General features: G+C 62.1%; 22 protein-coding genes. 13 read left to right on the forward strand and 9 right to left on the reverse strand.

The annotated features are described in order from the left end of the window. Positions 1 to 10 precede the first annotated feature (10 nt). From AAC029_RS12015 to AAC029_RS12045, 7 genes are all read right to left on the reverse strand, one after another. Positions 11 to 526 carry a DUF1697 domain-containing protein gene (locus AAC029_RS12015; RefSeq protein ID WP_339748072.1) on the reverse strand — a complete coding sequence of 172 codons (516 nt, stop codon included), beginning with the start codon at positions 524 to 526 and terminating at the stop codon, positions 11 to 13. Further along, complete coding sequence (locus tag AAC029_RS12020) at positions 523 to 840, reverse strand: type II toxin-antitoxin system RelE/ParE family toxin (RefSeq protein ID WP_339748075.1); 318 nt, start codon at positions 838 to 840, stop codon at positions 523 to 525. Before AAC029_RS12020 ends, AAC029_RS12015 begins: the two co-directional genes overlap by 4 nt. Beyond that, positions 837 to 1,070, reverse strand: a complete 234-nt coding sequence (locus AAC029_RS12025; RefSeq protein ID WP_339748077.1) for a type II toxin-antitoxin system ParD family antitoxin — start codon at positions 1,068 to 1,070, stop codon at positions 837 to 839. The genes AAC029_RS12020 and AAC029_RS12025 overlap by 4 nt, the downstream gene beginning before the upstream one ends. A gap of 107 nt (positions 1,071 to 1,177) precedes the next feature. Further along, complete coding sequence (locus tag AAC029_RS12030) at positions 1,178 to 1,960, reverse strand: SDR family NAD(P)-dependent oxidoreductase (RefSeq protein WP_339748080.1); 783 nt, start codon at positions 1,958 to 1,960, stop codon at positions 1,178 to 1,180. 416 nt (positions 1,961 to 2,376) lie between these two features. Continuing rightward, positions 2,377 to 4,206, reverse strand: a complete 1,830-nt coding sequence (typA, locus tag AAC029_RS12035) for a translational GTPase TypA (protein ID WP_339748083.1) — start codon at positions 4,204 to 4,206, stop codon at positions 2,377 to 2,379. Positions 4,207 to 4,325: 119 nt separating this feature from the next. Further along, the gene (locus AAC029_RS12040; protein WP_339748085.1) at positions 4,326 to 5,483 is read right to left on the reverse strand and encodes a hypothetical protein; all 1,158 of its coding nucleotides are present in this window, start codon (positions 5,481 to 5,483) and stop codon (positions 4,326 to 4,328) included. Positions 5,484 to 5,606: 123 nt separating this feature from the next. Further along, a complete protein-coding gene (locus tag AAC029_RS12045; RefSeq protein ID WP_339748088.1) occupies positions 5,607 to 6,074 on the reverse strand; it encodes a MarR family winged helix-turn-helix transcriptional regulator in 468 nt (155 codons plus the stop codon). Between the two features lie 113 nt (positions 6,075 to 6,187). Between AAC029_RS12045 and hppD the strand changes: the two genes are divergently transcribed. The 13 genes from hppD to AAC029_RS12110 all read left to right on the forward strand — a co-directional run bounded on the left by hppD (position 6,188) and on the right by AAC029_RS12110 (position 22,867). Beyond that, complete coding sequence (gene hppD / locus AAC029_RS12050) at positions 6,188 to 7,261, forward strand: 4-hydroxyphenylpyruvate dioxygenase (RefSeq protein ID WP_339748090.1); 1,074 nt, start codon at positions 6,188 to 6,190, stop codon at positions 7,259 to 7,261. A gap of 9 nt (positions 7,262 to 7,270) precedes the next feature. After that, positions 7,271 to 7,804: a VOC family protein gene (locus AAC029_RS12055; RefSeq protein WP_339748093.1), complete on the forward strand. Its 534-nt coding sequence runs from the start codon at positions 7,271 to 7,273 to the stop codon at positions 7,802 to 7,804. Between the two features lie 137 nt (positions 7,805 to 7,941). Further along, entirely contained in the window at positions 7,942 to 9,783 is a 1,842-nt protein-coding gene (locus AAC029_RS12060; protein WP_339748096.1) for a hypothetical protein, read from the forward strand. An 11-nt stretch (positions 9,784 to 9,794) separates the two neighbouring features. Further along, the gene (locus AAC029_RS12065) at positions 9,795 to 11,627 is read left to right on the forward strand and encodes a hypothetical protein (protein ID WP_339748098.1); all 1,833 of its coding nucleotides are present in this window, start codon (positions 9,795 to 9,797) and stop codon (positions 11,625 to 11,627) included. 11 nt (positions 11,628 to 11,638) lie between these two features. Beyond that, positions 11,639 to 13,432, forward strand: a complete 1,794-nt coding sequence (locus tag AAC029_RS12070; RefSeq protein WP_339748100.1) for a hypothetical protein — start codon at positions 11,639 to 11,641, stop codon at positions 13,430 to 13,432. Positions 13,433 to 13,443: 11 nt separating this feature from the next. Beyond that, positions 13,444 to 15,279 (forward strand): hypothetical protein, encoded by a 1,836-nt coding sequence (locus AAC029_RS12075; RefSeq protein WP_339748102.1) that lies wholly within the window; start codon positions 13,444 to 13,446, stop codon positions 15,277 to 15,279. Further along, positions 15,276 to 17,147, forward strand: a complete 1,872-nt coding sequence (locus tag AAC029_RS12080; RefSeq protein ID WP_339748104.1) for a hypothetical protein — start codon at positions 15,276 to 15,278, stop codon at positions 17,145 to 17,147. Before AAC029_RS12075 ends, AAC029_RS12080 begins: the two co-directional genes overlap by 4 nt. Before the next feature lie 85 nt (positions 17,148 to 17,232). Continuing rightward, positions 17,233 to 19,059 carry a hypothetical protein gene (locus AAC029_RS12085; RefSeq protein ID WP_339748106.1) on the forward strand — a complete coding sequence of 609 codons (1,827 nt, stop codon included), beginning with the start codon at positions 17,233 to 17,235 and terminating at the stop codon, positions 19,057 to 19,059. Further along, positions 19,056 to 19,802 (forward strand): hypothetical protein, encoded by a 747-nt coding sequence (locus AAC029_RS12090; RefSeq protein WP_339748109.1) that lies wholly within the window; start codon positions 19,056 to 19,058, stop codon positions 19,800 to 19,802. The genes AAC029_RS12085 and AAC029_RS12090 overlap by 4 nt, the downstream gene beginning before the upstream one ends. Continuing rightward, the gene (locus AAC029_RS12095) at positions 19,799 to 20,569 is read left to right on the forward strand and encodes a hypothetical protein (protein WP_339748111.1); all 771 of its coding nucleotides are present in this window, start codon (positions 19,799 to 19,801) and stop codon (positions 20,567 to 20,569) included. Before AAC029_RS12090 ends, AAC029_RS12095 begins: the two co-directional genes overlap by 4 nt. After that, a complete protein-coding gene (locus tag AAC029_RS12100; RefSeq protein ID WP_339748113.1) occupies positions 20,566 to 21,339 on the forward strand; it encodes a hypothetical protein in 774 nt (257 codons plus the stop codon). The genes AAC029_RS12095 and AAC029_RS12100 overlap by 4 nt, the downstream gene beginning before the upstream one ends. Beyond that, positions 21,336 to 22,103 (forward strand): hypothetical protein, encoded by a 768-nt coding sequence (locus tag AAC029_RS12105; RefSeq protein ID WP_339748116.1) that lies wholly within the window; start codon positions 21,336 to 21,338, stop codon positions 22,101 to 22,103. Before AAC029_RS12100 ends, AAC029_RS12105 begins: the two co-directional genes overlap by 4 nt. Further along, positions 22,100 to 22,867, forward strand: coding sequence for a hypothetical protein (locus tag AAC029_RS12110; RefSeq protein ID WP_339748119.1), 768 nt, complete (start codon positions 22,100 to 22,102; stop codon positions 22,865 to 22,867). Before AAC029_RS12105 ends, AAC029_RS12110 begins: the two co-directional genes overlap by 4 nt. Positions 22,868 to 22,878: 11 nt before the next feature. Here the strand turns inward: AAC029_RS12110 and AAC029_RS12115 are convergent, their stop codons facing one another. Together AAC029_RS12115 and AAC029_RS12120 are read right to left on the reverse strand one after the other, a co-directional pair. After that, the gene (locus AAC029_RS12115) at positions 22,879 to 23,313 is read right to left on the reverse strand and encodes a hypothetical protein (protein ID WP_339748122.1); all 435 of its coding nucleotides are present in this window, start codon (positions 23,311 to 23,313) and stop codon (positions 22,879 to 22,881) included. Beyond that, positions 23,313 to 23,995: SOS response-associated peptidase (locus AAC029_RS12120; RefSeq protein ID WP_339748125.1), on the reverse strand; the 683-nt coding region annotated here is incomplete at its 5' end. The genes AAC029_RS12115 and AAC029_RS12120, both read right to left, overlap by 1 nt.

Raw genomic sequence — 23,995 nt, forward strand, 5'->3', positions numbered from 1 at the left:
CGCCATGGGTTCACCCCAGCGCGGCAACCATTTCCGCCAGCTTGGCAATCGTATTCATATTGCGGGCGGTCCCGGCCTTGGCGGCCGGGATCACCAGCTTCGAATTGCCCATGCCGGCGCCATAGTGGACATAGATCTCGCGCACGCCGAGCTGGATCTCCTCGGCCTTGCGCCCCTTGACCGCATCGAGACAATCCGACGCCGGCGCCGCGTCCAGAAAGATCGCCACGGTGCGGTTGGGCGCCGCATCGGGAAAGGGATTGGCCTTGAGCACGGCGTGCATCTGATCGGCCGTGCGCACCATGATGCCGACGGGTTTGCCGGCCCAAGCTTCGAGGCAAGCCTCAAGATCGGCCTTCACCCGCGCTTCGGTATGATCTGAGGTGAAGACAACATTGCCCGACGCGATCCAGGTCTTCACCGCGCCATAGCCCAACCCCTCACACATCGCGACCAGCTCATTCATCGGCAATTTGCCGGTGCCGCCAACATTGACGGCGCGCAACAGGGCGATGAAGGCGGTCATGGCTCGATCATCCAGGCCGGGATATCGGAGCCGAGATGCAGGACGCGCCAGACTTCAATCTGGTCCCCGTGTGCAACGTAGAAGACAGCGTACGGAAACCCGTCGATCCGCCAATGACGCAGCCCCGGCAGACCGAGATCGGCACCAAACCGGCTTGACCCGGTTTCGGGCCAGTCTGCGATATGGCGACACGCCGCTCCAAAGGCGTCGACAAAACGCACAGCCACCGACTCGCCTGCCTCCATGGAATAATAGTCCACTGCGGCCAGAATATCCGCATCCGCAGCCTGTTGCTGGACAAGCGGCCGGCTCACCCGGTGCGATCACCGCGCCGCGCCCGCGCCCGCAATCCTTCCAGATAGGCCGTATCGACCACCGGCCCAGGACCGGACCGGGCACCTTCAAGCAGTAGCGCCCGCACTTGTTGCAGCTCGCGATCCTTGCGTATCAGTTCGCGGACATACTCGCTCACTGTGCCATAGCCACGTTCGGCGATCTGCTCGTCGACAAAGACCTTCATCGGCCCCGGAAGGGAGATATTCATTGTGCTCATAGCGTCAGAATAAACCGTATGGCAAAAATTGGCAAGAGTATGTGGGCCAAACGAGGGCGCGCACCGGCCCTGAAAATGCCGACCGCGTCCCTCCCCAATCAGGCAATCGCGCCGCCGCGCGTTGAGGCGATGCCGCCATCGCAGACCACCGTGGTGCCGACGATATAATCACCGGCGCGCGAGGCGAGGAAGATCGCGGTACCGGCCATGTCTTCAATCGTCCCGACGCGGCCCGATGGCACCGCTTGGGAAACCAGATCGGCATGGTCGCGCGCGACCTTGTTCATTTCCGAGGCAAAGGCACCGGGCGCAATCGCCGTCATCACGATATTGTCGCGCACCAGTTCCAGCGCCATGCGCTTGGTGAGATGGATGATGCCGGCCTTGCTGGCGGCGTAGGAATAGGTCTCGAGCATATTGACCGAAATCCCGTCGACCGAACCGATATTGATCACCTTGGCCGGCTGCGCCTTGGAGCCAGCCGCCTTCAGCGCGCCGAACAGGGCCTGGGTCAGGAAGAACGGCCCCTTCACATTGACGTCCATCACCTTGTCCCAGCCATTTTCCGGAAACTCCGCGAAGGGCGCGCCCCAAGCGGCACCGGCATTATTGACCAGAATGTCGAGCTTGTTCTCATGCGTCAGGAACCGCTCCGCCAGATCACGGCAACCCTCAACGCTGGAGACATCGCCGGGAATCGCGATGCATTCCCCATATTGCGACAACTTCTTCGCCGCCTCGATACAAGGCCCCGCCTTGCGCGCCGAAATATAAACCTTGGCCCCAGCCCGCAAATACCCCTCGGCAATCATCGCCCCAATCCCGCGCGATCCACCTGTGATGAGGGCCACACGGCCCTTGAGAGAGAAGAGGTTTTCCATGGGAGGTCTCGCAGATTGGGCGCGGCGGAGAGAGGCGCAGCGCGAATTGGAAGAATGGGTGTGTTGGGGATGGATTAGCGTGCGTGGGGCGAGGCGTCCAGTTGAGATGTGGGTATGGCGCTAAAGGGGACAGGTATATTTAACGCGGTAGCTGCGCGGTAGGCGATTTCGCTGTGGTGGGGACCGCGTTAAATATACCTGTCCCCTTTTGTTCAAGCGCCGCGCCCGGACGCGAGGCGCCCGACAGCGCGGCTTATCCCCGCCCCGCTGCGGCGGCGTTACACTCACGCCGATCCGCTCTTTGACATCGCGAAGACACAACGCAAAACGGCATGGCCCCGAGGGGAGCCATGCCGTCTGCAGTTTCGGTAGTAATAGTCGTAGTAGCAGGCGAATTTCACCCACTCTCAGAAATTCTAGCCGCCGGCGGCCGTGCGGGCCCGTTTGCGTTCGAATTCCTTGAGGAAGATCTTGCGGACGCGGATGGATTGCGGCGTCACTTCGACCAACTCATCATCATCGATGAATTCGAGCGCAAATTCGAGCGTCACCCGGATTGGCGGGGTCAGGACGATATTTTCGTCGGTGCCGGAAGCACGCATATTGGTCAGCTTTTTGCCCTTGGTCGGATTAACGACCATGTCGTCATCGCGGGCATTGACGCCAATAACCTGGCCTTCATAAATATCGGCCGCGTGACCGAGGAAGAGCTTGCCGCGATCCTGCAGATTGAACAGCGAGAAGCCGGCGACCTTGCCATCCACCATCGAGACCATGGCGCCGTTATGGCGCTGGCCAAACCGGCCTTCGGTGCGCGGAGCATAGTGATCAAAAGTGTGGAACAACAGACCGGTGCCCGAAGTCAGGGTCAGGAATTCGGAGCGGAAACCGATCAGGCCACGCGTCGGGATGACATAATCCAGGCGCACCCGGCCATGCCCGTCCGGCACCATGTTTTTCATGTCGGCGCGGCGCTGGCCGAGCTTTTCCATCACGCCGCCCTGGTGAATTTCTTCCAGGTCGATGGTCAGGGCCTCGTAAGGCTCACAGGTGACGCCGTCGATTTCCTTGAGCACAACGCGCGGACGGCCAACGGCAAGCTCGAAGCCTTCGCGGCGCATCGTCTCGATCAGGATGGAGAGGTGAAGCTCACCACGTCCCATGACGTTGAACTTGTCGGCATCGGCCATCTGTTCGACGCGCAGGGCGACATTGTGGATCAGCTCACGATCAAGGCGTTCCTTGATATTGCGGCTGGTGACGTATTTGCCCTCACGACCGGCAAACGGGCTGTCATTGACCTGGAAGGTCATCGACAGGGTCGGCTCGTCGATCGACAGCAGAGGCAGAGCCTCGACCGCATCGGGATCGCACACGGTGTCGGAGATTGTGAGCTTGTCGATACCGGTGAAGGTGATGATATCGCCCGCTTGGGCGCTATCGATCTCGACGCGCTCAAGGCCGTGAAAGCCGAACAGCTGCAGGATCTTGCCCTTTTGCAGCGTGCCATCGGCCTTGGCGACGGTGACGAGCTGGTTCTTGCGCACGCTGCCGCGCGCGATACGGCCGATGCCGATAACGCCGGTGAAGCTGGAATAATCGAGCGCCGACACCTGCAGCTGCAGCGAACCATTACGGTCGACCGGCGGCTCGGGGGTGTATTCGGTGATCATCTTGAAGAGCGGCTCCATATCGGTGCCGATCTCGCCCGGATTGCTCGCGGCCCAGCCCTGCAGGGCCGAGGCGTAGACGACCGGGAAGTCGAGTTGTTCTTCGGTGGCGCCGAGACGGTCGAACAGGTCGAAAGTCTGGTCCAGCACCCAGTCAGGGCGCGCGGACGGACGGTCGGCCTTGTTGATCACGACGATCGGCTTGAGACCGCGCGCCAGGGCCTTCTTGGTGACGAAGCTGGTCTGCGGCATCGGGCCGTCAACGGCATCGACGAGCAGCAGCACGCAATCGACCATGGAGAGGACGCGTTCGACCTCGCCGCCGAAATCGGCGTGTCCGGGGGTGTCGACGATATTGATCGACCAATCGCCCCAGGTGACGGCCGTGTTCTTGGCCAGAATCGTAATACCGCGTTCTCGCTCCAGATCGTTGGAGTCCATCATGCGTTCGGACGTATTGGCGCGGTCACCCAACGTACCTGACTGCTTGAGCAGCTGGTCAACGAGGGTGGTTTTGCCGTGATCGACGTGCGCGACGATGGCGATATTGCGCAGCTTGTCGAGGGACGCGCTCATGAGTGTAATCCTGCTTGGTGAAAAGGCGCGCCCTAATACGCCGCGAAACCTGGCATGACCAGTGATTATTCCGCATTATTAATACCGGGTCCGGTCTGACCGCCGCGCAGGGCGGTCAATCAGTCCGCTTGCGGCGTTGCGGCCCGGTCGAAGATGGCGCGAATTGCGAGCGCGCCGAGCATGGCCGCGAGCACGAACAGGAACAACATCTGGCCCCAAAAAGTCGCCGCGCGCCGCAATGCAGCCAGGTCCACCACCGAGACGAAATACCAGGACGGGCCATCAATGCGGCTGAAGGCGATCATCCGGCTACCATCCGGGGAGAGGAAGACGCCGAACGGACGCGGATCAACCCGAAGCATCGCCATGATCGCCTCGGGCGCCAGGGCAGCGCTGGATTCTTGTTGCCCCGGTTGCGCTACCGGTTGCGGTCCGCGCGAGATAATATTGCCCTCGCGGTCGAACAGCATGTTCATGCCATGGGCCGGAGGCGTCTCGAGTGCGGAGGCGAGCGTCTCGGTCATCGAAATCGAGGTGCCGAAACCGCCGAGCAATTCATCGCCGTCCCGAACCGGTTGACGACAAGCGCTGGCAGCGCGCTCGCCACCATCGGAATAAACGAAACGGGACAGCGCGGTGCATTGCATGGCGCTGTCGGGATTGGTGTGGAGGTCGAACAGGGCCGCATCCTCATCGCCGCGCAGATCAAAATCTGCAGGCGCCTCGCTACGATAGAAGAGCAGCCTGTCCTCCCGGTCGGGCGCAAACATCACCATGCGGCGGTCGGGCGTGAAGTAATACAGGCTGGTGAAGTGGCCCAGAAAGGCCTCGCCGACACTGCGCACAGCATGGAAGCCGGCCAGATAGCGACGCTTTTCGGTTTCCGTCATCGCCGCGCCGTCGGCCATAAAAGCACCGACCCCAAACACATAATCGCCTGCGGAGAGCGTCGTGCCATCATACAGATCCGGCGCGCTGCGACGGGTTCCATCGGCCATGACCGGGAACAGCCGGTCGAATTCGACATCCACCGGCACATCCTGCAACACAGCCAGTCGGCGCCGGTAGGCCTGTGCTGCCGCGTGATTCAACCGCCGTGCGTCCTCGAAAATCTGTTGCTCGCGCCCGGCCCGGACGCGGATATAGACATTGAGATGCTCAGCCTGTGCAATCTCCAGGCGCTGATTGAGAATACGGTCGCCTGCGAATCCGGCCAAGCCCGCCAGCAAAATCGAAATGCAGACTTGCCCGATCAAGATTGCCAATTTCTTGGACACCAAAGCCCCTGCTCCACATTCCACTCTTCGCCCGTCAAGCCGATTCAGAGGTTGGCGTCAAGGTTTCTAATATGCAGGCGCACCAATGCCGGAGCCGTCGCGATATTCGCCAAGCAGCGGCGATCAGCTGCCGGGCGTCTCCGACATGGTCGAGACCAGACGTCCCAAAAAAGCACCAAAGCGTCGCTGTTCATCGGCAGACAGCGACGCGTGGATCTCTTGCGCCACCGCTTCAACGCGCGGCATCAGTGCTTGATACAGTGTTTCGCCCTGTTCCGTGAGAAACAGGTGGCTGACACGGCCATCGCCCTGCGAGGCTTCACGCCGGACCAGACCGGCTGCGAGCATGGCCTTGGTGGCCCGGCTGACAATGCCCTTGTCCATCGGCGTGATCGTCACGACCTCGGCGGCGGTGCGGCCCGATTGTTCGGCGATGGCGGCCATAACCCGCCATTGCGACAGGTTGAGCTGGCCATGCTGCTTCACGATCGCGGCCGTATGGCGTGAGATGCGGTCAGCCAGAACGGTCAGCTGATACGGCCAATAGCTGCCCAGCTTGATGACGCGGCGGGTGACGGGAGAAGATTTCATATCGTCAAATTAGTTGTTTTCACAACTTGACGCAATAGCGACAGGAATGATATTCACGGACGCAATGAGGCGTGGACACCATGCCGAACCACCACCATTTTGGGAGACGATGCATGGCCGATCTGTTCGAAAATCCTATGGGGCTTTGCGGCTTCGAATTCGTCGAATTCACGGCACCCCAAAAAGGGATATTGGAGCCGGTCTTCACCTCGATGGGCTTTGTCCACATCGCCAATCACCGCACCAAGGATGTCGCGCTCTGGCGCCAGGGCGGCATCAATATGATCATCAATTACGAGCCCAATTCGCCGGCTGCCTACTACGCCGCCGAACATGGCCCTTCGGCCTGCGGCATGGGCTTTCGTGTCCGCGACGCGGGCAAGGCCTACACGCTCGCCGTCTCCAAGGGCGCCGAGCCGATTGATATGAAGACCGGTTTCAGCGAGCTTAGGCTGGCCGCGATCAAGGGCATTGGCGGCGCCTCGGTCTATCTGATCGACCGGTTCGAGGACGGCCAATCCATCTATGATGTCGATTTCGAATTCATTGAGGGCGTCGACCGTCACCCGACCGGTTGCGGCTTCAATGTGATCGATCACCTGACCCATAATGTTTACAAGGGCCGGATGGATTATTGGGCGAATTATTACGAGACGCTCTTCAACTTCCGAGAGATCCGCTATTTCGACATCAAGGGCGAATATACCGGCCTCGTCTCGCGCGCCCTGACGGCGCCGGACGGATTGATCCGCATCCCGCTCAATGAAGAGAAGGGCGAGAAAGTCGGCCAGATCGAGGAATATCTGCGCGAATACAAAGGCGAAGGCATCCAGCACATCGCTTTCTCCTGCGACAATCTGCTCGAATGCTGGGACCGTCTGAAAAAGGCCGGCGTTAAATTCATGCCAGCCCCGCCATCGACCTATTACGATATGCTCGAGGAACGCCTGCCCGGCCATGGCGAGCCTGCTGACGCGCTGCGCCAGCGCGGCATATTGCTCGACGGCACCACTGAAGGCGGAGATCCGCGTCTGCTGTTGCAGATTTTCTCTGAAAAGGCGGTCGGTCCGGTCTTCTTCGAATTCATCCAGCGCAAACAGGATGAAGGCTTCGGCGAAGGCAATTTCGAAGCCCTGTTCAAATCCATCGAGGCCGACCAGCTGGCTCGCGGTGCGATCAGCGCCTAGGAGGCAATCATGACCGTCAATCTGAAACGCATCCACCACGTCGCCTATCGCTGCAAGGACGCGAAAGAGACGGTCGAGTTCTACCAGCGCGTGCTCAATATGGATTTCGTGCTCGCCATTGCCGAGGACGAGGTGCCTTCAACCAAGGCGCCTGATCCCTACATGCACATCTTCATGGATGCCGGCATGGGCAATGTGCTGGCCTTCTTCGAACTGCCCAACTCACCGGCCATGGGCCGTGACGAGCAAACCCCGCAATGGGTCCAGCACATCGCATTCGAAGTCGCCGACATGGCAGCGCTGGATGAGGCCAAGGCGCATGTTGAAGCCGAAGGCCTCGACGTGCTCGGCCCGGTCAATCACGGCATTTTCAAATCGATCTACTTCTTCGATCCCAATGGCCACCGCCTCGAACTGGTCGCCAATACAGCCACCGAAGCGCAGATGAATGAGCTGCACGAGGTGGCTCCCGCAATGATCGAGGAATGGAGCCGCACCAAACGCGCGCCGAAACACGCCGCGTGGCTGCACGCACTGGATTAGGCCACCGCCAACGCATTTTCTCCGAGCCCCGGCCTCATCGCCGGGGCATTTTTTTGCCCGCCACAATGAAATCGAGGACTTGCAGTATTCCTCAGGCCCGGAGCGTGCTAGTTCCCGTCTAACGGGGGAAAACACGCATGAATCGCCTGCTGAGCGAATTGTTGAGACGCAATGTTTTGCGCGTCGCCGCCGCCTATCTGATCGTCGGCTGGCTGATTATGCAGGTGGTCTCCGTCATGACGCCCGCACTCAATCTTCCCGAGTGGGTCGACGGGTTTTTTGCCGTCCTGTTGATCGCCGGATTTCCCCTTGCACTCTTGCTCGCCTGGGCTTTCGAGCTGGCACCGGAAGGCGTGCGCATGACCGAGGCTGCGGATGCGGGCGAAGCGCCGCGGGCGCTGGTCACCACCGATTTCGCCATCATCGGCCTGCTGGTCATCGTGCTCGGTGTGGCCGGATACCAGATACTGACACGCAGCCCGGCGAGCACGGCCCAGGTTGAGGCGACGCCCGGCGCCCTGTCCCAGCCAGCCGCTGCCGTCATCGCCGACGCCTCGATCGCCGTATTGCCCTTCGCTGATTTGTCGCCGAATGGCGACCAGGCCTATTTTTCCGATGGTATGGCTGAGGAAATCCTCAATCTGCTGGTTCGGATCGACGAACTGGACGTCACTTCGCGCACCTCCGCCTTCCAGTATCGCGGCGATTCCTGGTCCATCCCCGAAATCGCGACCGCGCTGCGTGTGCGCCATATCGTCGAAGGTTCGGTGCGCAAGGATGGCGATACGGTGCGCATCACCGCCCAGCTGATCGACGCCCGCGACGACCGGCATTTATGGTCCGCGACCTTTGACCGCCCGCTGACCGCCGGCGCATTGTTCGCGGTCCAGGACGAAATCTCCGCCGCCATCGTGGCCGCTTTGAGCGAAGCGCTGAACATCACCGTCACCGCCCCGCTCGCCGCGCCAACCCTCACTGACGATATCGGCGCCTATGACGCCTATCTTCAGGCCCGCGCACTGGCCCAGGCCCGCTTCGGCCTCGACCGGGCCGAGCAATTGCTCGAGCATGCCGTGACGTTGGACCCTGACTTCGCCGCCGCCTGGGCCCTGCGAGCCGTCGTCACCAACCTGTCCCGGGAATACGGATACGGCCAGATGAGCCGGGCCGAGATCGACCGTTTATCGCTCGAATATGCAGACCAGGCTCTGGCGATCGATCCGCGCAGCGCCATGGCGCTGGCAGTCCGGGCCAAAATCCGGGTGAATGCCAATGAGGCCTTCGCTGAGCCCCTGCATGACTGGGCTGAAATCATTGCCGACTACGATGCCGCCCTGGCCATTGATCCGCTCAGCCCGGAAGCCTTGAACTGGCGCGGCCTGGCGATGGTGGAGTTGGGCCGCATCGCCGAGGCGCGCGCAAACTTTCAGCAATGCATCACGGCGGAGCCATTCTATACGCCCTGCCGCAGGAATTTCTGCGACGCACTCATTCAGGCCCGCGACGATGATGCAGCCCTGACCTGCCTTCGGGACGGCCTGGAACGAGGTCTCATCGGGAGCCCCGGAACCTTCCTCCCTCTGTTTGCACGCAGGGGCGACGAAATCGCCTTCATGACAGCGGCCAGCCATCCGTCCGTCCTGCCGGGTTGGAACCGCTATGGCGAGCTCTATGAGGCGTTTCGAAATCCCGATGCCGATCATTCAGCCCTGCTGGCCTCGGTCCAGGCGCATTTCGAACGATTGCCGACCTACGCCAATTCTGTCGGCATGGATATCGTGGCACCGCTCGGCGGCGAGCCAGACATAGGCTGGCCCGCCTGGGGTCCCGATTATGGGCGTTTTCGCCGCTCCGCCGGTTTCATCGAGCAAATCGAGCGCGCCGGGATTCTCGCCTATTGGCAGACGCACGGCTTCCCGCCGCAATGCCGCCCGGTCCCGGCGACCGATGGCGGCGATGACGGTTTCGAGTGTGATTGAGGCATGATCCGATGACCCGTTTTCTCGCCGAACTTCGCCGCCGCAATGTGTTCCGCGTAGCCGCCGCCTATCTCGTGGTGGGCTGGCTCGTGCTGCAAGTCGTCGGCGCGGTCGAAAACGCTGCGGCCCTGCCCGGATGGACCGACGGCTTCGCGCTTGTCGTGCTGATCACCGCCTTTCCAGTCGTGCTCTTCATCGCCTGGGCCTTCGAGCTGACACCGGAGGGGTTGAAGAAGACCGGCTCCCTCGAGGAGGCGCCCAGCGTCAGACTGCTCGGGGCCAGCGATTGGGTGCTGATCGCCAGCGTCCTGATCGTGGTCGCTGTTGTGGCCTATCAGAGCCTGACACCGCGGGGCGGGGCAGCCCCGGCCAGCATCGCGACGGTGGCCGGCCCCACCGCGCTCGTGGTCTCCGATGCCTCCATCGCCGTCCTGCCCTTCGCCGACCTGTCCCAGGCCGGCGACCAGCAGTATTTCTCGGATGGTATCTCGGAAGAGATCCTCAACGTGCTGGTCCGCGTCCAGGGCCTCGAGGTCGCATCGCGCACTTCGGCCTTCCAGTTTCGCGGCGATGCAATGGGCATTCCCGAGATCGCGGGCCGGCTCGGCGTGCGTCATGTGCTGGAAGGCTCGGTGCGCAAGGATGGTGAGACAATCCGCATCACCGCCCAGCTGATCGATGCCCGTGATGACCGTCATCTCTGGTCGCAGACCTATGACCGCCCCTTCACCGCCGGCGCGCTGTTCGCCGTCCAGGACGAGATCGCCAATGCGATCGTGACCGCCTTGCGCAATGTGCTGGATATGGGCGAGGCTCCGACCATCGAGGTTGCGGCCATCACCGACGATATCGACGCCTATTCGCTCTATCTCGAGGCGCGCACCCTGTTCCAGGCCCGCGCCCGGCTCGATTATGTCGACCAGTTGCTGGAGCGAGCGGTGCAAATCGACTCGGACTTTTCCGAAGCCTGGGAAATGCGCGCCGCCGTGGTCTCCCTCGCAGTCGAGTATGATTTTTCTGATATCACCGACGATGAAGTCACGCGCCAAACGGAAGAGTTTGCGCATCGGGCCCTGGAGCTCAATCCGGACAGCTCAATGGCCATGGCAGTCTTGGCGAAACTGACCATGAACCGGTCGACCGGCCTCCTGATCCGTGCCGACTGGGCAAACATCCTCGAGCAGTTCACGCATGCAGTTGAGCTCGATCCGAGAAATGCCTCAGCCCTGAACTGGTATGGCCTGGCGCTGGGAAGCGTCGGACAGCTCGAAGCCAGCCTGGCCAACTTCGAGGCCTGCGTGCGGTATGAATTCACCTATAGGCCATGCCGCGAAAACCAGGTCGACACCCTGGTTGCGCTCGGCCGCGACGCCGAAGCGCTTCAGGCGCTCAGGGAGGCGCTGGAAGCTGGCGCAATGAGTCCGGAATATGCCAGCCTGCCACTGCTCGCCCGCACCGGCGAACGCGATCAGTTTCTATGGGCGTCCAACGCCTCGAACCGTTTGCTGGGCTGGAGCGGGCATGCTGAACTCTACGAGGCGCTCTCCCATGCCGACCGCAGGGATGAGGCTTTGGCGGAACGCATTCGTGAGTTTTTCACGCGCAATCCGGATCGGCACCCTGGCGCGAGAGGGATCGTGCTCGGCCCCCTCTCGGGCGACGGCGAGGACATCGTCGATGTCGCAGTGAACCAACTGTTCTACGACATCCACTACCCGCGATATCGCGCCTCGGCCTGGTTCCGCACCTGGGTGCGCGAGACGGGCATTCTCGCCTATTGGCAGACCGAAGGCTTTCCCGACCTTTGCCGCCCGGTGGGCGCTGATGACTTCGAGTGCGATTGAGGCATGACCCGATGAGTAAATTCCTCGCCGAACTCCGTCGCCGCAATGTCTTCCGCGTCGCCGCCGCCTACCTGGTGGTCGGCTGGTTGGTGATGCAGGTGATCTCGGTGATCGCCAGTGCCGCCGCCCTGCCCGACTGGGCCGACAGCATGGCCCTGATCCTGCTGCTCGCCGGCCTGCCAGTGGCGCTGTTCATCGCCTGGGCGTTCGAGCTGACGCCGGAAGGGTTGAAAAAAACCGGCACTATCGAGGAGGCGCCCAGTCTCAGACTGCTCGGCGCCAGCGACTGGGTGTTGATCGCCAGCGTGCTGATCGTGGTTGCGGTTGTCGCCTATCAGAGCTTCACCTCGCCGCAGACCGCCGCCCCTGCCGCGACCGAAAGGGTCGTCGGGCCCGCCACTCCGGCGATCTCCGATGCTTCGATTGCGGTTTTGCCCTTCGTGGATCTCTCACCGGGCGGAGATCAGAGCTATTTCTCCGACGGGATATCGGAGGAGATTCTCAATGTCCTGGTCCGCGTCCGGGGGCTGGAAGTGACATCGCGCACCTCCGCCTTCCAGTATCGCGGCGACGCTTTCTCCATTCCGGAAATCGGTCAGCGCCTCGGCGTGCGCCATGTGCTGGAGGGCTCGGTGCGCCGGTCCGGCAATACGGTGCGGATCACCGCGCAATTGATCGATGCCAATACCGACGTGCATCTCTGGTCGCAGACCTATGACCGCGCCCTGACGGCCGAAAACCTGTTCGCAATCCAGGACGAGATTGCGCGAGCCATCGTGACCGCGCTCGGCGATGCCCTCGGACTGGACGAGACGGCCTCTGTCACCGTCTCCGCCGACACCGCCAATCTGGACGCCTATGACACCTTCCTGCAGGCGCGCGAATTTTTCCGCAATCGCTCCGGGGAAAATCTGCCTCGCGCAGTGGAGCTATTCGAACAGGTAACGCGAGAAGATCCGGGGTTTGCGCGGGCCTGGGCCGGACTGGCGAGCACCTATGCTGTCTATCCGGGTTGGGTGGATGACGAGTCCCGGAACTGGGCGCAACTGGCAAGGGAAGCCGCCGACCAGGCCAGCCAACTCGATGACAGCCTGGCCCTGCCTTATTCAGTCAGGGCCCTGTTGACGACCGAAGCCAGCGATTGGGCTGAAGCGCTCCGGCAATCCGACCTCGCCATTGAGCGCGGTCCGGAAGAAGCTAATTCCTGGTATTTTCGCGGCACCGCTTTGCTGAGGGCCGGGTATTTTGCCGCAGCTGCGCGCGATCTGGAACACTGCCTTGAGGTCGACCCGGCCTATGAAATCTGCCGGCGATTCCTGTCTTTTGCCTATCTCTATGGCGGACGGACTGACGAGGCGATGACGGCGTTCGAACTGAGCCTCATGCGCAACCAGCAATCGAGCGTTGGCGTCTTCCTGCCGGTTTACGCAGCTCAAGGCAATCTCTCGGCGACACGCGTCCTGCTCGGCTATCTGGCGGAATTTGGAGACTGGAGGAACGAGATTGAGGATCGCTGGCTCACGGATCCGGGCTACCCGCTCGAGGACTATCGCGCCGATATGTTCAACGCCTACAGGCAACACTTCGGCGCGGAGTATGAGCCCGATCAGAATGACACCTGGACCTGGTTCGACACGGTGTGGAACCCCTACCGCCCGGAACGGCTGCGGCCGGAATTGATTGATGCGGACCGCGCCGAACGTCATGCGATCATCGAGCGCAAGCAACTGCCCGCCTTCTGGCGCGAACGCGGCTTCCCGCCGCAATGCCGGCCGGTTGGCTCAAATGATTTCGAGTGCGATTGAGGCATGATCCGATGACCAATTTCCTCGCCGAACTTCGCCGCCGCAACGTGTTCCGCGTTGCCGCCGCCTATCTGGTGGTCGGCTGGCTCTTGATCCAGGTCTCGGCCCTGCTGGAAGCGAGCCTCGGCCTGCCCGCCTGGTTTGACGCCGTGGTGATCGGCTTTCTCGCCGTGTGCTTCCCCATCGCGGTTTTGCTCGCCTGGGCCTTCGAGTTGACGCCGGAAGGCATGAAGCTGACCGCCGCCGTGCCCGACGGCCAAAGCATCGCGCCGACCACAGGCCGCAAGCTCGACTTCGCCATTGTCGCGGCGCTGGCGCTGATGATCGTCTTCATCGCCTGGCAGCAATTGGCCCCGCGCGACGCAGCCCCAGCCAACACAGTCGCCGCGACCGAAACAAGCGCCTCTGTCGCGGTCCTGCCCTTCGTCGATCTGAGCCAGGCAGGGGATCAGGAATATTTCTCTGACGGGATTTCGGAGGAAATCCTCAACGTTCTGGTCCGCATCCCGGGACTGGGCGTGGCGGGCCGCACATCGAGCTTTGCCTTCAAGGGGCGCAATGAGGACCTGCGCGTGATCGGTGAAGCACTGGGCGTCAATCATGTCCTGGAGGGCTCGGTGCGCCGCTCTGGCACGCGCCTGCGCATCACGGCCCAGCTGATCCGCTCATCCGACGGCTTCCACATCTGGTCGGAAACCTATGACCGGGAAATCGCCGATATTTTCGACATCCAGGACGAGATTGCCGCGGCTGTCGCCGGCGAACTGGCGCTCTCACTCGGCCTCGACTGGCAGTCCGGCGCACACAGCCGTACCGATGATATCGAGGCCTATGAGAAATACCTGCGAGCGCATCAGCTTTACCTGCTGCGCGGTGAAGAAAATATGGCGACGGCGGCTCTGCTGCTGCACGAGGTCGTCGCCCGCGATCCCGGTTTCGCACCGGCCTGGACGGCACTGGCGGGCGTTTATGGTGTCTATGATTCCTATTCGCTCGACGAGAACCCCGATCACATGGCGCAATGGACCAATATCAGCGAAGCCGCGGCACGTCGCGCCATCGCGCTGGATCCGGACTCGGGTGAAGCCTGGGTCCATCTTGGCGCCTACCAGTCGGTCGTGGGGGATTGGGTCGAGGCCTTCGACTCGATCGAACGGGCCCTCGCCCTGGCCCCGAATAATTCCACCGTCCTCGACCAGGCTGCCCAGCTGTATACACAAACCGGCTATATCCGGCAGGCGCGCGAGCTGTCAGCCCGGGCCATCGCGATCGATCCTCTGGTGCCGCTCTATCACAGCAATCTGGGCTGGACGACCTCACTTCCACCGGGCGCGGATCTGGCGGGCGCCATCGCCAGCTATAATCGGGCCATCGCCATCGACCCGTCCTTTGGTATTGCTCATCTGAACCTCTTCAATGCCTTGGAAGCATCAGGCAATCGGGAAGCGACGCAGCAAGCTTACGATCAGGCTGTCTCCAACAATGCCTTCTCTCCGGCACAGGTCCATGACTATGGCGCGCTCTTCCAGGCCTGGGCCGAAGGGCCAGAGGCCGTAAGGGCCGTCGCACTCGAAATTGATCCTGAAATCGGGGCCGATGCCGGCATCATTCTCGGCGATGCCGATCTGTTTGTTGATCGCCTGTCGGCCATCCGGGACAAGCCGGGAGGGTTGGTGAGCTCCTATCTCTACCTCCCCGTCCCCGGCGGCTTGCCCGGGAATGCACACTGGCGCCAGCTCGTAGGCGAACTCGGTGTGCTCGACCTCTGGAAAACGCGCGGCTTCCCGGATGGGTGTCGCGCCCTCGGCGATGATGATTTCCAGTGTGACGGAGCCTCGGCCCAATGATGCAATTCCTTGCCGAGCTTCGCCGCCGCAATGTCTTCCGTGTTACCGCTGCCTATCTCGTGGTCGGTTGGCTGGTGATGCAGGTGATCGCCGTGATCGCCGATGCCGCAGCCCTGCCGGACTGGGCCGACGGCCTCGCTTTGATCCTGCTGCTCGCCGGGCTTCCCGTGGCACTCTTCATTGCCTGGGCCTTCGAACTGACCCCGGACGGGTTAAAGCCGACCGAGAGCATCGATCCGGCGACCTCGCTGGCGCGGGCGACCGGGTCGACGCTGGACATCGCTATTCTCGGCGGGCTGGCCCTGGTGGTGATCCTGGTGCTGGGCAGCTGGCTGATGCCCAACACGGCTCCTGCGCCGAACACGGAGTCCGACCTGGCAGCGCCGGCACCCGATTCAGAAGCGGTGGCCGTCGCCTCATCAGCGCCCGCCCTCTCGGTTGCCGTTCTGCCCTTCATGGCGATGTCTTCAAACGATGATGACCGCTATTTTGCCGACGGTCTGACCGAGGAGATTCTCAACTCGCTCGCCGCCCTGCCGGACCTGCTCGTCACCTCTCGCACCTCGGCTTTCCAGTTTCGCGGTGAGGACCACAATGTGCCGGAAATCGCGGCGCAGCTCGGCGTCGCGCATGTGGTCGAGGGCTCGGTCCGCCGCTCCGGTGACCAGGTTCGCATCACCGTCCAGCTGATCCGTGCCGCCGATGACAGCCATGTCTGGTCACAAACCTATGACCGCACCATGGAGGATGTGTTCGCGATCCAGGAGGACATCGCCACCAGTATCGCCGACGTGCTCGATATCGTGCTCGACGAGGCTCAGCGAGCCCGAATGCGCAATATCGGTGTCGGCAATGTCGAGGCCTATATCGCCTATCAGCGCGGCGTCGAGATCGCCATCGCCGCCCATGGCGGCGTCGGCAGCCTTGTCGCCAGATTGGCCCCGGCGGACGCGCTGTTCGAGTTGGCAACCGAGCTGGCACCGAATTTCTCCGACGCCTATGTCCAGCGCGCCGACTATTACGCGCACCAGACCCATGTCGATGCCGCGACCGGTGGCGCCGAGGAAATCGCCGCCGCCCAAGCGGCCGCTGACCGCTATCTGGAACTGCTCGATCAGGCCGCTGCGACCACGGACCGGTCGGAGAATCGCGCCATGATTGCCATTGACCGGCTCTATTTTCAGGATGACTGGTCCGGCGCCGGCCGCATCCTCGACCGTGCCAACCAGGCCGATGGTTGCCCTAACGCCGCCTGGGTGTCGGAAATGGCCAGCATCTCCGGGCGATCATCGGAATTTGTGGCTTACGCCCAACGTTTGGTCTCCTGCGATCCGCTCAATCCTCAATACTGGGCGACGCTCTCGGGTATCGCGCGCGATGCGGGAGAGTATGATCTCGCTCTTGCGACTGCGCAGTCGGGCTTGGCCATCGACACCGGCAATAACCTCCTGATGTCTCAAGCCGGGCTGACCCTGCTCGAGGCTGGTCCGCGCGCCGAGTTCGAGGAGTTTCTCGACGACATCCGGGGCCCTGAAGTATTGCGCAATTTCCTCACAGCCATGGCCGCTGCCCGCGATGGCGATTACGAACAAGCCGCCGCCCTGCGTGACCGGACGGAGGGGGATTTCGGATTCACCGGACTGGTCCTGCACGCCACGCTCGGAGAGCGCACCGAAGCCAATGCACGGGCGGCGGCCAATGACGCCCTGCCCTTCGGCTTTCATGATCTGATCCAGACCATCGTTATCTGTGCCTGCGGAGCCCCCTGGGATCTGGAAGTCACACCCAATTTCGCGCGACGTCTCGAGCAAGCCGGTTTTCCCTGGCCACCTCAGGACAACGGAAATTTCCCGCTGAAGGATTGGTGAACCGCCCCGTGAACGACCGAACCCGCAATATCCCGACACGCACGGCTTCGTGCAATCGCTTCCATCCTGTTATCTGGAAAACCACATGAATTTCCTCGCCGAGCTCCGCCGCCGCAATGTATTTCGCGTCGCTGCCGCTTATCTGGTGGTCGGCTGGCTGGTGTTGCAGATCGTCAATGTCCTCACACCGGCGCTGGATTTGCCAAGCTGGGTCGATGGCGTGGTTGCCGTCTTCCTGATAGCGGCCTTTCCGATAGCCGTGCTGCTGGCCTGGGCCTTCGAGATGACGCCCGACGGGATGAAGCGCACGGAAGGGCTTCCCGAGGCCGGCAATCCAGCGCCCCAGGGCGTGCGAGCGCTCGACTACGCCATCATCGCCGGGCTGGTAATCCTGGTCGGTCTGATCGGCTGGCAGCAAATGGCACCGAGCCGCTCCGGCCCTGCCCGCGCGATCGCTGGCAACGAAACAGACGCCTCGGTCGCTGTCCTGCCCTTCGTCGATCTGAGCCAGGCCGGCGACCAGGAATATTTCTCCGACGGCATCTCCGAGGAAATCCTCAACGTCCTGGTTCGCATTCCGGGGCTCGGCGTGGCGGGCCGCACATCGAGCTTCGCCTTCAAGGGCCGCAATGAAGATTTGCGCGCCATCGGCGAGGCGCTCGGCGTCAATCATGTGCTCGAAGGCAGTGTGCGCCGCTCCGGCACCCGCCTGCGCATTACCGCCCAGCTGATACGCTCATCGGACGGGTTTCACATGTGGTCGGAGACCTATGATCGCGAGATCGCTGACATCTTCGACATCCAGGACGAGATCGCCGCCGCCGTCGCCGGCGAGCTCGCGAGCTCTCTCGGAATTGATTGGCAACCGGCCGCGCATGATCGGACCAGCGATATCGAGGCCTATGAGAAATACCTCCAGGCCCGGCAGCTCTTTCTCCGGCGCGGTCCGCGAAATCTGGAGACGGCAGCCTTCCTGCTGCAGGAAGTGGTCGCTCGGGACCCCGATTATGCGCCGGCCTGGATTGCCTTGGCCGGGGTGTATTCGGTCTATGAATCCTATCACCCTGTCGCGGCCGTCGCCGATTTTCGATATTGGCGCAATATCGGTCTGGCCGCCGCCCGGCGCGCAGCGGCGCTCGATCCCCAGTCCGGTGAGGCGCAGGCCTATATCGGCAGCTTTCTGGTCGGCCAATTCCAGTGGGTCGCAGCCTATCAAGCCTTCGACCGGGCTGTGGCGCTGGAGCCGCAAAATGCCGCCGTGCTCGATAATGTGGCCCAAAGCCTTGTCGGGATCGGATATTCCGTTGAAGCCCGGGAGCTGGCGGCCCGCGCCGTCGCACTCGACCCGCTGGTGCCAGTCTATCACAACACGCTGGGCTGGGCCTCGATCGACCATCCCGACTATGGCGGCGACGCCGCGCTTGACGAGTTTCGACTGGCCCGCGAGCTCGGCCCGGATATGGTCGTTGCCTACTTTCAGGCCTTGCAGGTCCTGCTAAGCCACGGACGGCTTGAGGAAACCGGCGAGCTTTTTGAAGAGGCACTGCGTCTGGGTATCTATCCCCCGGAGTTCCGCGAGCCCGTCCATCGCTTCATGGAAGCGTGGGCGGCAGGAGATCCGGCGCTCCGCGCCTTTGCGCAGAACAATCCCGAGTGGCGCGGCTGGATTGCCATGCTGGTGGACGATACGGATATGGCCCTGGATGCAGCCGAAGCCAATTGGTCAACCGAGCCGCAATCCCATTTGCAGCTATTCCTCGGGCTGACGAGCAATTACCGCAATGATCCGCGCTGGCGCCAGCACATCCGCGATATTGGCCTGCTCGAACTCTGGCAAGTGCGCGGCTTCCCCGAGGGCTGCCAGGCACTTGGAAACAACGACCTACAGTGCGAGGCTTTGCCGATCCGATGATCCTCTCCCGCATCATCCATCATTTGCGCAGCCAGAACTGGACTGCCATCGGACTCGAGTTCCTGATCGTCATTCTCGGTGTGGTGATCGGTTTTCAGGTCACGGCATGGAATGAAACGCGCCATGAGCGCGCCCTGGAGCACCGCTATATTGAACGCATCACTGTGGCGCTGGAGTCCGATATCGCGGAGTTCGAGGACGCAGCCCACCTGGCCGCCGACCGCGCTGCCCAAGTCCGGTTAATTCTCGAGGCCGCCGGTTCAACCAGTGCTGTCATCGAGGAGCCAACCCCCTTCTTGCGCTCGATCATCACGGCCTCCTTCACCTACACCGCGACCGTCGACCGCATTGCCTTCGACGAGATGATTGCTGTCGGTGACGTCGCCATCATCCGCTCGGAAACGGTACGGGCGCGGATCGCGGAATATTACCAGTCGGCCGCGTCGGTCTCGCAATGGAATTATCTGCGCGAAAACGTCCAAACCACCTACCAGGAGCGCCGCGCCGGCATCCTCAAACCAGCCCAGGAACGGCTCTGGCAAGACCCCAACCCGCCGGAGCCCTTCACCGCCGCCGATGTCGATGAGGCACTCACGCGGATGCGGGCCCGGCCAGACTATGTCGAATGGCTGCCCATCGTCGAGGCCTGGCAGGTCTATATCCAATCCTCCGCCGAGGAGGCGGTCGCAGAGGGTGAGGCCCTGCATGATCTGCTCACAGCCGAACTGGAGCGATTACAATGATCCTCTCCCGCATCATCCACCATTTGAAGACCCAGAACTGGACCGCCGTCGCAATCGAGTTTGTGATCGTCATTGCTGGCGTGGTGATCGGTTTCCAGGTCACCGGATGGCACGCTGAACGGTCCGACCGGGAACTGGAGACCTATTATTTGGAGCGTCTCCACGCCGATCTGGTCGGGACGCTGGAGGATTATTTTGCCAACGCCCGATGGGATGAGACCCAGCTTGACGCCGAGGACATCGCGCTGAACGCCCTGAGAAACTGCACGCCTGCGGACGATGAGCGCGACCTTTTCATTCGAGGCCTTGCTTTTGCCGGCAATATCAATCCGGTGCCACTGCGTTGGGAAACAGCCGATGAACTGGTCGCGACAGGGAATATCAGCCTTATCCGCGATCTGGAATTGCGCGAACGCCTGGCGCGCGTCAATGGCCTCAACCAAAGGAGCGGCACGATCATCGAAGGCGCCCGGCAGGATACTGTCGCCCTACGCCCCGAAATCACCCGACAGGTCGACGTCACTCAATACGACTTTGTGAGAGACGCTGGTTTTGACGCCCGCTTTGACTTTGATGCCCTGTGCAATGACCTTGCTTTTGTTGGCACGCTGTCCGCCATCCATGTTCGCTCAAGGCTGATTTTCGGCTTCACGGGAGAACAGCTGGAACGCATAGCGGAGCTGGAGTCCTATCTGGCCACAAGCCGCGGCCTTGAGCCCTGGGAGGCCCCCGACGACACCGAAACGAGCGACGGGGATGCGCCATGATCCTCTCCCGCATTATCCACCACCTGAAAACCCAAAACTGGACCGCCGTCGCGCTTGAATTCGTCATCGTGATCGCCGGCGTCGTGATCGGTTTCCAGGTGACGGCGTGGAATGAGGCCCGCCAGGGCGAAGCGCGCGGACAGGCCTATCTCGAACGCATCCAGTCCGATCTCGCCGTCGATATTGCGAGTTATGACGACCGGATCGCCTTCTGGTCCACGGTCTCCGATTTCGGGGTTCAAGCCCTCGATACCAGCAGTGACCCCGACCGGATTCCCGGCACCGAAGCCGACTGGGACCTGGTCGTCGCCTTCTTCCAGGCCAGCCAGGTCAGCGAGTTCAACGCCGTCCAGACGACCTATACCGAGATTACCAGCGCCGGCGAGCTCGGCCTGATCGCCAACCTCAATGTCCGCGAGCGGCTGTCGGTCTATTATACCCTGACCGAAAACTTCACCATGACCGAGCGACCGGCCTATCGCGTCTCGGTGCGCGGCATCATTCCGGTTCGATTACAGCTCTATATCTGGGAAAATTGCTGGGATTCGGATTTCTATGGCCGCCAATTCCTGATCGCCTGCGATCCTCCGGCCGAAAGCGAAGAAATCACGCAGACCGCAAACCTGCTGGCCGGCGACACAGAGCTCCACAACCAGCTTCGCTACTGGATTTCAACCCTCCAGGTCCTGCAGACGATGGGGCGGGACCGGCGCAGCGAGGCCAGCGATATTCGCGAAGCGATTGCAGCAGACCGCGAGGCCGCCGCATGATCTTCTCACGCATCATCCACCATCTGAAAACCCAGAACTGGACGGCTGTGGCGATTGAATTCGTCATCGTGATCGCCGGTGTGGTGCTCGGTTTTCAGGTCACTGCGTGGAATGAGGAAAGGCAGGACCGAATTCAGGAAGGCGCCTATCTAGCGCGGCTTCATGCCGAGATCGTCGATGCGGAAGCCGGCCGTCTTGGACTTCTCGACAACGTGACCCGGCGTGTCGACCACGCCAGCGCTGTCGTCGAGGTGATCTATGATGGCCGCGATCCGGCGACCCTGCCCGACGGGGCCTGTACGAGCATCTCGCGGCTCGGGATTTTCTACCTTGAAGGTTATGCATTACCGACGCTAGACGAGCTGCTTGCTACGGGCAATCTCGGTATTATTGGCGACGATGCCCTTCGCCGGGCCCTGATTAGCTATCGCGGTTTCGCCGATACGGCGGCCGACCGGTTTTCCGATATCCGGGTCGACATGCCAAACCTTGTGCGGCCCTATCCTCATCTCTTCTCAACGGTCCCGGACCGGCAGAGCGGGCAGTTGCGCCGAGCGGCAACGGATTGTGATTACCTTGCCATGCGCGACGATGAAAGCTTTGGCGCCGACCTGCTTGATGTGGCCGCGCGCGCTGGCTTCTTCCGGATGACCGCGCTCGCCGAAGAAGACAGGCGGCTGGCAGCCATTCACGCGGCACTCGATTCGCTACTCGGTTCTCATGACGATGAGGCCCGTCATTCAGAAGCGGGGATGACGCCATGATCCTCTCACGCATCATCCATCACCTGCGCACCCAGAACTGGACCGCCATCGCGCTCGAATTCCTGATCGTCATTGCCGGTGTCGTGATCGGTTTCCAGGTCACCGCCTGGAATGAGGCGCGTCAGGACCGGCAGGAGGCCCAATTGCTGGTCGCGCACATCGCCACCGAGCTCGACCAGTCCCTGCAATTGATCGACGAGGAAATGCCCTTTGGCCGGGAAGCCGTCGCGGCGACGCGGGCCGCGCACGACATGCTGGTCGCCGGTCTGGTCGACGAGACGACCCGAGACGAATTCGAGCACAATTTCCGGCAAAACGGCTTGTCGGAAGTGCGCTTCCACCAGTCCGCGCTGGAAGTGTTCGTGAACTCCAGGGCGGCCAATAGCGTCACCTCGCCATCCTTGCGGCTGGCCATCGCCCGCTATTACGGCTTCGTTCTCCTCGAACGCGAAAAGGAAATACTCCTGCTCGACGATTTCACGGACCTGTACAGCGATCTGTTCAACCAGATCGACGTCGATGGCGATTATTACGAGACGTCGCATCTGCGCGGAGACATCACCGCCCTGAACCATGACCCGGCGCTGGCGCGAACCCTGCTGCAGATCCATTTTCGTCAGCAACTCCAGCTGGGCAGGCTCGAACTTGTCCGTGCGACGATCATCGATTTGCGCGAATTGATCCAGGCGGAACAAGGGGGCGCTCCTGACCTGGGCCCGCCCACACCGGCAGGTGAGGGCGAGCCTGGCGCGGAACAAGGCTAGGCCTCCCGCAGTTACCAGGCCCGCAGCGCCTGCGCCGGGCCGGCATTGATCTGCCAGTCGAGATCACTCACCACATCGGGGATCGGACCGTAGGCCGCAAGGAAAGCGGCATGGGCGGCCTCGTTCTGCGCAAAGGCTGTCTGCGCCTTCGCGGCGGCCGGGTCGAGCCCTTCGGCGGTGGCCCAGCGTGTCACCTCTCCGCCCGCATCACTCAGCTCGCGAAACTGCATGTTGAGCAAGGCTAGGCACAGCGCCGGATTGTCCGGCCGGGCATCGCCATATTCGTCAAACAGGGTGATGCGCAAGTCCGGCCTCTGCGGCGCCGAGACGATGAGCACGACAGCGTCAATTCCGCCCAGGTCCGAATCGGCCGGGCCGACCGCGATCTCAAGTCCATGTTCAGCAAGGAAAGCCCTGAGCCTGCGCACTGCCTCAGGCGGCGCCATCAGACCAGGCCCGTCAATTGCGGCCCGTCGCCGGGCTGGGTCAGCCAATCGCCATCGGTACGGACATTGCCGACCGCCTTGTTGGCCGCATGAATCCACAGCGTCTCGGCAGGCGGCCCCTTGAGGATGAGATCGATATCGGCGGTGTGCGGCTCCAGCCAGGGCTGGCAATCCTCCGGTCGCAACATCACCGGCATGCGGTGGTGCAGCCGCTTCATGGCGTCATTGGCCGGGATGGTCAGAATGGTGAAGCTTTCAATGGTCGCGCCCCCGATCTCGGCCCGGTCCCACAGCCCGGCCATGCCGAACCAGTCACAATCCTTGAGCCCGATAAACCAGGGCTGCTTCGCCCCCTTCTCACCGGTCCATTCGTAAAACCCGACTGCCGGCACGATGCAGTGATGGCGGCGGAAGGCGTGGCGGAAGCTGGGCAGGTCGGCGGCGGTTTCGGCCTTGGCATTGAAGGTGGAGTATTTCATCTCGCTCAGCGGCTTGTGCCAGAAATGCGGCACCAGCCCCCAGCGCGCCATCGCCATCTCATTGGCGTGTTCCTCGTCGGTGCGCTGCCGGATGATCGGTGCAAGCTGGGTTGGAGCGACATTCCAGCGCGGCTCAAGATTGGTCGCCGCCTGCTGGAGCTTGAACGTCTCCTGCAGGATCCACCATTGCAGCTTGCCGATGG

The organism is uncultured Maricaulis sp., from assembly GCF_963975345.1.
GTDB lineage: Bacteria > Pseudomonadota > Alphaproteobacteria > Caulobacterales > Maricaulaceae > Maricaulis.

What these genes read in the sequence shown, in the direction of transcription:
- AAC029_RS12045 (WP_339748088.1), bottom strand. Translation starts at nt 6,074, where the DNA reads ATGAAATCTTCTCCCGTCACCCGCCGCGTCATCAAGCTGGGCAGCTAT.
- AAC029_RS12015 (WP_339748072.1), bottom strand. Translation starts at nt 526, where the DNA reads ATGACCGCCTTCATCGCCCTGTTGCGCGCCGTCAATGTTGGCGGCACC.
- AAC029_RS12090 (WP_339748109.1), top strand. Translation starts at nt 19,056, where the DNA reads ATGATCCTCTCCCGCATCATCCATCATTTGCGCAGCCAGAACTGGACT.
- AAC029_RS12115 (WP_339748122.1), bottom strand. Translation starts at nt 23,313, where the DNA reads ATGGCGCCGCCTGAGGCAGTGCGCAGGCTCAGGGCTTTCCTTGCTGAA.
- AAC029_RS12080 (WP_339748104.1), top strand. Translation starts at nt 15,276, where the DNA reads ATGATGCAATTCCTTGCCGAGCTTCGCCGCCGCAATGTCTTCCGTGTT.
- AAC029_RS12095 (WP_339748111.1), top strand. Translation starts at nt 19,799, where the DNA reads ATGATCCTCTCCCGCATCATCCACCATTTGAAGACCCAGAACTGGACC.
- AAC029_RS12065 (WP_339748098.1), top strand. Translation starts at nt 9,795, where the DNA reads ATGACCCGTTTTCTCGCCGAACTTCGCCGCCGCAATGTGTTCCGCGTA.
- AAC029_RS12075 (WP_339748102.1), top strand. Translation starts at nt 13,444, where the DNA reads ATGACCAATTTCCTCGCCGAACTTCGCCGCCGCAACGTGTTCCGCGTT.
- AAC029_RS12105 (WP_339748116.1), top strand. Translation starts at nt 21,336, where the DNA reads ATGATCTTCTCACGCATCATCCACCATCTGAAAACCCAGAACTGGACG.
- AAC029_RS12100 (WP_339748113.1), top strand. Translation starts at nt 20,566, where the DNA reads ATGATCCTCTCCCGCATTATCCACCACCTGAAAACCCAAAACTGGACC.
- hppD (WP_339748090.1), top strand. Translation starts at nt 6,188, where the DNA reads ATGGCCGATCTGTTCGAAAATCCTATGGGGCTTTGCGGCTTCGAATTC.
- AAC029_RS12060 (WP_339748096.1), top strand. Translation starts at nt 7,942, where the DNA reads ATGAATCGCCTGCTGAGCGAATTGTTGAGACGCAATGTTTTGCGCGTC.
- AAC029_RS12110 (WP_339748119.1), top strand. Translation starts at nt 22,100, where the DNA reads ATGATCCTCTCACGCATCATCCATCACCTGCGCACCCAGAACTGGACC.
- typA (WP_339748083.1), bottom strand. Translation starts at nt 4,206, where the DNA reads ATGAGCGCGTCCCTCGACAAGCTGCGCAATATCGCCATCGTCGCGCAC.
- AAC029_RS12055 (WP_339748093.1), top strand. Translation starts at nt 7,271, where the DNA reads ATGACCGTCAATCTGAAACGCATCCACCACGTCGCCTATCGCTGCAAG.
- AAC029_RS12085 (WP_339748106.1), top strand. Translation starts at nt 17,233, where the DNA reads ATGAATTTCCTCGCCGAGCTCCGCCGCCGCAATGTATTTCGCGTCGCT.
- AAC029_RS12025 (WP_339748077.1), bottom strand. Translation starts at nt 1,070, where the DNA reads ATGAATATCTCCCTTCCGGGGCCGATGAAGGTCTTTGTCGACGAGCAG.
- AAC029_RS12070 (WP_339748100.1), top strand. Translation starts at nt 11,639, where the DNA reads ATGAGTAAATTCCTCGCCGAACTCCGTCGCCGCAATGTCTTCCGCGTC.
- AAC029_RS12030 (WP_339748080.1), bottom strand. Translation starts at nt 1,960, where the DNA reads ATGGAAAACCTCTTCTCTCTCAAGGGCCGTGTGGCCCTCATCACAGGT.